This window comes from Coleofasciculus sp. FACHB-712 (genome assembly GCF_014695635.1).
Taxonomy (GTDB): domain Bacteria; phylum Cyanobacteriota; class Cyanobacteriia; order Cyanobacteriales; family FACHB-T130; genus FACHB-T130.
The window spans coordinates 1-7,878 of the sequence record NZ_JACJOQ010000535.1 but is presented as its reverse complement, the minus strand read 5'-3'; the positions used below and the strand labels follow the sequence as shown (position 1 = coordinate 7,878).

The 7,878-nt window shown below is 43.1% G+C and carries 4 protein-coding genes and 1 pseudogene; 3 read left to right on the top strand and 2 right to left on the bottom strand.

Going from position 1 to position 7,878, the window contains the following annotated elements:
- Positions 1-511 precede the first annotated feature (511 nt).
- The 3 genes from H6F50_RS18455 (at position 512) to H6F50_RS18445 (ending at position 6,757) form a co-directional block, all read left to right on the top strand.
- Positions 512-5,905, top strand: coding sequence for an AAA family ATPase (locus H6F50_RS18455; RefSeq protein WP_190429821.1), 5,394 nt, complete (start codon positions 512-514; stop codon positions 5,903-5,905).
- Between the two features lie 283 nt (positions 5,906-6,188).
- Entirely contained in the window at positions 6,189-6,464 is a 276-nt protein-coding gene (locus H6F50_RS18450) for a hypothetical protein (RefSeq protein ID WP_190429820.1), read from the top strand.
- Positions 6,461-6,757, top strand: coding sequence for an antibiotic biosynthesis monooxygenase (locus H6F50_RS18445; protein WP_190429819.1), 297 nt, complete (start codon positions 6,461-6,463; stop codon positions 6,755-6,757). The genes H6F50_RS18450 and H6F50_RS18445 overlap by 4 nt, the downstream gene beginning before the upstream one ends.
- Here H6F50_RS18445 and H6F50_RS18440 read toward each other — a convergent pair.
- A complete protein-coding gene (locus H6F50_RS18440) occupies positions 6,754-7,374 on the bottom strand; it encodes a heme-binding protein (RefSeq protein ID WP_190429818.1) in 621 nt (206 codons plus the stop codon). The genes H6F50_RS18445 and H6F50_RS18440 overlap by 4 nt on opposite strands.
- A gap of 180 nt (positions 7,375-7,554) precedes the next feature.
- Positions 7,555-7,878 (bottom strand): annotated as a pseudogene (locus tag H6F50_RS18435) (dihydroorotase); the annotation flags it as partial.

Genomic DNA, 7,878 nt, shown 5'->3' with positions numbered 1-7,878 from the left:
TGACCCCTATTTTCAAGAGAGATCGCAGTTATCGCTCTTGTGTCACTCCAGGAAAATAAAAATAGTAGCCAATGGATGAAAGCCCTACTTAATGGACAATCTAGCGATCGCTTGCCTGATAGAAACTCATGTCATAGGCTCAAATGCTAAAACTAGCTTGCTGTAATGGTTTCAGCTTTCGCTCCGGTGAGAGTGATAAAAGAGCGATATATCCTCGATCCTTAGATGAATATTAGAAAAAATACTAGCCTGTTGGCTGCGATACTAAGTTGTTGGAGCAAAGAAATCACTAGAGTCAGACAAGTCAATTTCAAGAAGCCTTGAGGCTTGTCAACAGACATTGATGATCTACCGAGAGATTAAAGATCGCTAAGGTGAGAGGGCAGCATTGGGTAATTGGCGAAATGTTTACGCTTCCCTGGGCAACTCTATGCCTTGGCGATTGAGTACCATCAGGAGTCGTTGACCATCGCCCGTAAGGTTCATAACTGTCAAAGATGAATAGCCGAACATGATTAAACTTCCTGGAATTAAAGTTTTAGCCCAAATTTATGAAAGTGCCAATTCCCTGGTCTATCGGGGAATTAGAGAACAAGATAACCAACCGCTGATTCTGAAAGTCCTCAAAGAAGACTATCCAACCCCTGCCGAACTTTTCCGTTACCAGCAGGAATATGAAATCACTCGCAGCTTTGAACTAGGGGGAGTTGTTAAAGCTCACGAGCTACGAAGACATAACAACACACTGGTAATGCTATTAGAGGATTTCGGTGGGCAATCTTTAGAAAGATTACTAGAAAAAAGACAGTTTACCTTATTAGAATTTCTCCAAAACGCCATTCAGATCGCTGAAACTCTGGGAAGAATTCATCAGTCAAACATTATCCATAAAGATATTAACCTGTCCAATATTGTTTTAAACCCTCAAACCGGAGAATTAAAAATTATTGACTTTGGCTTGTCCACAGTCTTGTCCAGGGAAAACACTGCCTTAAAAAGCCCTAATGTTTTAGAAGGAACGTTAGCTTATATTTCTCCCGAACAAACAGGCAGGATGAATCGAGCAATCGATTACCGCACTGATTTTTACTCGCTCGGAGTTACCTTTTATAAAATATTGACAAACCAATTGCCTTTTGATGCTATCGATGCAATGGAGTTGGTTCATTGTCATATTGCTAAACAACCCATCCCACCCCATATAATTAATCCCGAAATTCCTCTGGTCGTTTCAGAACTCGTGATGAAACTCCTGGCGAAAACAGCCGAGGAACGATACCAAAATGCTCTAGGCATTAGAGATGATTTGGTGATATGTCTAAGGCAACTAGAAACAGATGGGAAAATTGAAGATTTTGTTTTAGGTGAACAGGATATTTCTAATAAATTTCAAATCCCGCAAAAGCTCTATGGTAGGTCAACTCAAATTGAAACGTTACTCGCAGCTTTTGAGCGAATCACTCATGGTACTAGCCAACTTATGCTCGTTGCTGGATATTCCGGGATTGGTAAATCAGTATTAGTTCAAGAAATCTATAAACCAATTACTGAACGACGCGGTTATTACATTTCTGGTAAATTTGACCAGTTCCAGCGAAATATTCCTTACAGTGCTATCGTCAGTGCATTTCGAGAATTAGTTCGACAACTGCTAACTGAAACGTCTGAACAACTGCACCTATGGCGTGACAAACTCGTATCAGCATTAGGAGTAAACGGACAAATTATTATTGATGTTATCCCCGAAATCGAACTGATTATTGGCAAGCAACCAGCCGTCCTAGAGCTAGCAGCAAGTGAATCCCAAAATCGGTTTAACTTAGTCTTTCAAAACTTCATTCACGTCTTTTGTCAACAACAGCATCCCTTAGTTATCTTTCTAGATGACTTACAGTGGGCAGATATCGCTACTCTGAAATTAATGCAGCTAATGATGACCGATGTAGATACTTCGTATCTACTGCTGATTGGGGCATATCGGGATAATGAAGTTAGTGCAGCCCATCCCTTAAAAATAACCTTATCAGACATTCAAAAATCTGGAGCAACTGTAAATTCTATCTTGCTCTCGCCGTTAGATTTAACTTGTATCAATCAATTAATTGCTGATACGCTTAAGTGCGACGCTGAAAGGGCAAAGCCATTAGCCGAATTAGTGCTTGCCAAAACTCAGGGTAATCCGTTTTTCCTGAAAGAGTTTCTCCAGTCGCTTTATACAGAAAACCTATTAGATTTCGATTTTATCAGTAGCAGTTGGCAGTGGAATTTAGATCAAATTCAAGCACGAGGTATTACTGATAATGTCGTTGAGTTGATGACTCAAAAGATTCAAAAACTACCAGAACTGACGCAAGAAGTATTAAAAACGGCTGCTTGTATCGGGAACCAATTTGATTTAAAAACTCTCTCAAGTGTAGGTGAAAAGCCGCAAAAAGAAACGGCTTCCGAGCTCTGGTCAGCCGTGCGAGAAGGTCTAATTGTTCCAGTGGGAGATGATTACAAATTTCTGCAAACAGACCGAAATGGGGATGAATTTAAGGTAGCTTACAGGTTTGTCCACGATCGCATCCAACAAGCCGCCTATTCTCTCATTCCCTCACACCGCAAGCAAGCCTACCATCTGCAAATCGGTCAACTGCTGCTGAATAGTACCCCACCCCGGCAGCAAGAGGAAAAAATCTTTGATATTGTCAATCAATTGAATTTCGGCAGCAACCTGCTCGAAAACCAGCAGAAACGAGATGAATTGGCAAAGTTAAACCTAATAGCTGGCAAGAAAGCAAAAGCCTCAGCCGCTTATCAACCCGCCCTTACCTACCTAACAGTCGGCTTAGATTTGTTGAACCCTTCTGAGTCCTCCCTTAGCAAGGGGAGCCAGTGCGTTGCGGGGGTCTCCCCCGTTGTAGCAACTGGCGTGGGAAGTGAAGGGGGGTCAAGTTGGCAGACGCAGTACGATACTACACTTGCTCTGTATGTAGAAGCCGCAGAAGCTGCCTATTTGTGCGGTCAATTCGATGAAATGGAGAGATTAGTTCCAGTCGTGCTGCAACAGGGCAAAGCACTACTGGATAAGGTGAAAGTTTATGAAGTTAAAATCTCTGCTTATCTAACGCAGAACAAGCCATTACAAGCAGTCGATACTGGACTAACAGTTCTGAAGCTGTTAGGAGTAAGTTTGCCTAACAAGCCCAGTAACTTAGATATCTTACTCGGTTTGATGGGGACAAAGTTAGCCTTGCTGGGGAAACGAGTTGAGGACTTAATCGAATTACCGGAAATGACTGCTCCTGATAATTTGGCAGCAATTCGTATTCTAGCGATTGTAAGTTCTGCTTCCTATATAGCGGCTCCTAATTTATTACCGCTGGTTATTTTTAAAGGTATCAATATATCGGTCAAATACGGTAATGCTTCCTTCTCAGCAGTGATGTATGCAGCTTATGGGTTGATTCTTTGCGGAGTATTAGGAGACATTGAATCCGGCTATAAATTTGGCAATCTAGCTTTAAGTCTATTAGAGCGGCTCAATGCTAGGAAAGTAAAAGCGAAAACAGTCGCTATTGTTAATTACTTTATCAGGCATTGGAAGGAGCATGGAAGGCAGACATTACAGCCTTTACTGCTCGCCTACTCGAGCGGACTAGAAACAGGAGATTTAGAATATGGGACATATTCCATATTGTGGAACTCCTACAATTCCTATTGCATGGGGCAAGAGTTAGCTGTTGTTGAGCGGGAGGCAGCCAAATACAGTGACACTATCCAAAAATTAAAGCAAGAGCGAAACTTTCATTACATTAATCTAAATCGGCAGATGGTTCTGAATCTGATGGGGCAATCGAAAAATCCCTGCCGTTTAATTGGTGATGTTTATGACGAATCGAAAAGACTGCCCCTTGATCTTGAGGCAAATGATCAAACCCTACTTTTTCATACATATCTTGAAAAACTGACACTCTGTTACCTATTTGGAGAGTATGAGGAAGCGTTAGACAATGCGGCACTAGCGGAAAAATATATAGATAGTGCAGCCGGGATGTTGACGACTACGTTATTTTACTTTTACGATTCGCTTGCAAGAGTGGTCGTGTCTTCTTCTCCCTCAAAATTTCAGCAAAAACGCCTTTCTCGAAAGGTACAATCTAACCAGAAAAAACTTAAAAAATGGGCGCATCATGCCCCAATGAATCATTTACATAAATTTTATCTTGTAGAAGCAGAACGGCACCGAGTTCAAGGGTCAGAAGTTGTGGCAATGGACTATTACAAAAAAGCTATTGCTCTTGCTAAAGAACATGAATACATCAATGAAGAAGCACTAGCGCACGAACTCGCCGCTAAGTTTTATCTCGCTTTAGATCAAGATAAAATCGCGCAAGTCTATATGCAAGATGCCCGTTATTGCTATCTCCGCTGGGGTGCAACAGCTAAAGTTAACGATTTAGATACGCGCTATCCTCACTTATTACAAAGAAAGCCCTCGAACAGGGGAACACTTAGCACTAAGCTATCTACGCCGCCTACCACAACAGGAAGTAGCACTTCCTCTGAACTGGATTTGATCGCAATCATGAAAGCTTCGCAAACTCTATCTGAAGAAATTCTGCTAGATAAATTACTGGCAAAATTGATGCGGATTATTATTGAGAATGCCGGAGCGCAAACGGGCTTTTTGATTCTGGAAAAGAAGGGAAAATTGCTAATTGAAGCTGAAGGATCTGCGGATAAACATGGCGTGACTGTGTTGCAGTCCATCCCCGTCCAGTCTATATGGGAACCTGAGGATAAAGTTCTAATGTCTCACACAATTGTTAACTATGTGGCTCGCACGCAGGAAAGTGTAGTCTTAAATGATGCTGCTAATGACCCTAAATTTGCTCATTCTCCCTATATCAAAGTACATAAGCCTAAATCAATCTTGTGCTTCCCTCTCCAACATCAAGGTAAACTGGCAGGAATTATCTATTTAGAAAATAATCTAACCACAGAGGCTTTTACTTCTGAGCGTGTAGAACTCTTAAATCTGCTTTCCTCTCAGGCAGCAATTTCCATTGAAAATGCCCGCCTCTACAATAATCTCACCGAACTCAACCAAGCTTTTGAGCGCTTTGTCCCCCGTCAATTCCTCCAATTCTTGAATAAAGAAAGTATTATTGATGTTAAAGTAGGCGACCAAGTTCAACAGGAGATGTCGGTACTCTTTTCCGATATTCGTGACTTCACAACTTTATCGGAAAGTATGAACCCTCAAGACAATTTCAAATTTATTAATTCCTATTTGTCTCACATGGAGCCAGCCATTATTGAAAACCAAGGATTTATTGATAAATATATTGGCGATGCAATTATGGCTCTATTTAGTGGCGAGGCAGATAATGCAGTGAAAGCAGGAATTGATATGCTGCGTCGTCTTACCGAATACAATCAACATCGCACCGCTTCTGGACACGTGCCGATTAAGATTGGCATTGGCATCAATACAGGTTCTTTAATACTCGGTACGGTTGGGGGAAAAAACCGGATGGATAGCACGGTGATCAGCGATGCAGTGAATTTAGCCTCGCGGATAGAAAGCTTGACTAAAAAATATGGGATTTCGCTGTTAATTAGTCACAAAACTTTCCAGTCTTTGCCAGATTCTAACCAGTATGCTATCCGTCTTATCGATCGCGTAAAAGTTAAGGGAAAATCAAAAGCGGTATCGATTTTTGAAGTTTTCGATGCCGATCCGCCTGAGACTTATGAGGGCAAGGTAGCCACGAGAACGCTATTTGAAGAAGCTTTGTTACTCTACCATTGGCAAAAGCTTAGAGATGCTGAACAATTATTTGCTGAGTGCCTGCGCCGCAATCCTACAGATAAAGCAGCTCAAATTTATCAACAGCGCTGCACTCAACCCGATTAGGACTAGGCAAAAATAGAAGGTTGGTGCAACCTGGGGCAACTCTGAGTTGGAATTATTGATATGTATAGGTTTCAGCCTTTGTCTCTTTACTGATGAATGATACCCGTTTTCACCGCTTGTTATCGCTCTTTTGTCACTCTCGCCTGAGCGAAAGCTGAAACCCTTACACCAAGCTAGGTTTAGCATTTGAGCCTATGACATGAGTTTCTATCAGGCAAGCGATCGCTAGATTGTCCATTGAGTAGGGCTTTCATCCATTGGCTACTATTTTTATTTTCCTGGAGTGACACAAGAGCGATATATTAGAGCGATCGCTCTCTTCGGCTTTTGTTATGGAGGATTGACGCTGAATCTTGCGATCGCAGTGGGCATTATTCACACCCTAGAAGAAATTGCGATGACGTTAATCCTTCCTCAGTGGACTTATGATGTATTGAGTATCATTCATGCACTCTCGACTGCACCAATCTTACTGAAGAGAAAGCGATGTTGTGAAAGCCGCCGCTACTTGATAGCACCTTGTACTATACTATCTGTGGTAAAAACATCCAGCCCATGATACTAGAGGTTGCCATCCTTGATGTTAAGCCCAGTGGGGTTAATGAGTTTGAAGCGGCTTTTAAAACAGCTTCAACCATCATTGCCTCCATGCCAGGGTATATTTCTCATGAACTCCAACGTTGCTTAGAAACCACGAACCGCTATATTCTACTTGTGCGCTGGCAGACGTTAGAAGATCACACCATTGGGTTTCGACAATCGCCAGAGTACCAACAGTGGCGTTCCTTGTTGCATCACTTCTATGACCCGTTCCCAACAGTGGAACACTATGAGGTCGTTGCTTTTCGCTAGCTATCTACCCGACGAATTGGAATTTGGATTTCACTGCGCTTGGCAGGTTCGGGGACATAGGGAGCATCGTAGAAGAAGCGGCGAGGTGAACCGACGACAGTCCACTCCGGGTGCTGCGCTAACCACTCTCGTAAGCGCTCTATGTTCTTTTGGTAGCTGGAGTAATCGTAACTGCCTTTTAGCCCAAGGCTGACGACTGTCATGGGTGCGATGTCTTCTACCTGAATGTTTTGTGCAATCTCAGAAGGGTAGATGTCAGTGCTGCGGTAGAGGAATGAAACAAGCGCTTCACCCCGTTCATTGGATGCGCCCATCTCACTGGCTTCTAGGGTGTTAACTGGATAACGGGTTTCTACCGGAGCCGTCATGGAGATATTGTTAGAGCTGATGTGGCGATAAAGAGGGTCAAAAGCTCTATTGGCTGCCATTGAGAGTTCTCCTGAATAGCGAACTGTGGCAGAACGGTATGCGGGATATTGTTTGACTTCAATTTGCCCTTCTGGTGTTGGAGGGGGAAATCCTTCTGGCAAGGGAGCAGCGGTAGCACTGTAGGCGAAAAATGCGATCGCAACTACTACCAGGATTCCTACGGGGAATAATATGTTCTCTAGCTTCACAGGGAACCTCAGAAATTCATCCTATTCTCAGTCTGGCAGTTTTTCATGCGAGCAGGGTTTCACCCTCCTTGCACAGCGCAATCATGCGATCGCAATTCCCTCTCGACACAGTACCTATCTTACCTTTACCCATCAGCTCCGAACCTAAGGAATAGCGTGTCTATAACACGATTGCCTAAATCAATTAGCCTCAGCTATGCTAGCGTCAAGCATTTGCCACGTCATCTCCTGACCTGCCCGTAAAGGCACAAGTCCAGATTCAGTAAATGGCAATTCATCGGGAACGCGCCAGGTCGTTCTGGTCAAGGTAATCTGTTCGGTATTGCGCGGGAGTTGATAAAAATCTGGCCCATAGAAACTGGCGAAAGCTTCAAGTTTATCGAGTGCATCAACGCTCTCAAAAGCTTCTGCATATAACTCCATAGCATGCAGAGCCGAATAGCAACCCGCACAGCCACAGGAACTTTCTTTGCCATTGCGGGGATGGGGAGCGCTATCGGTGCC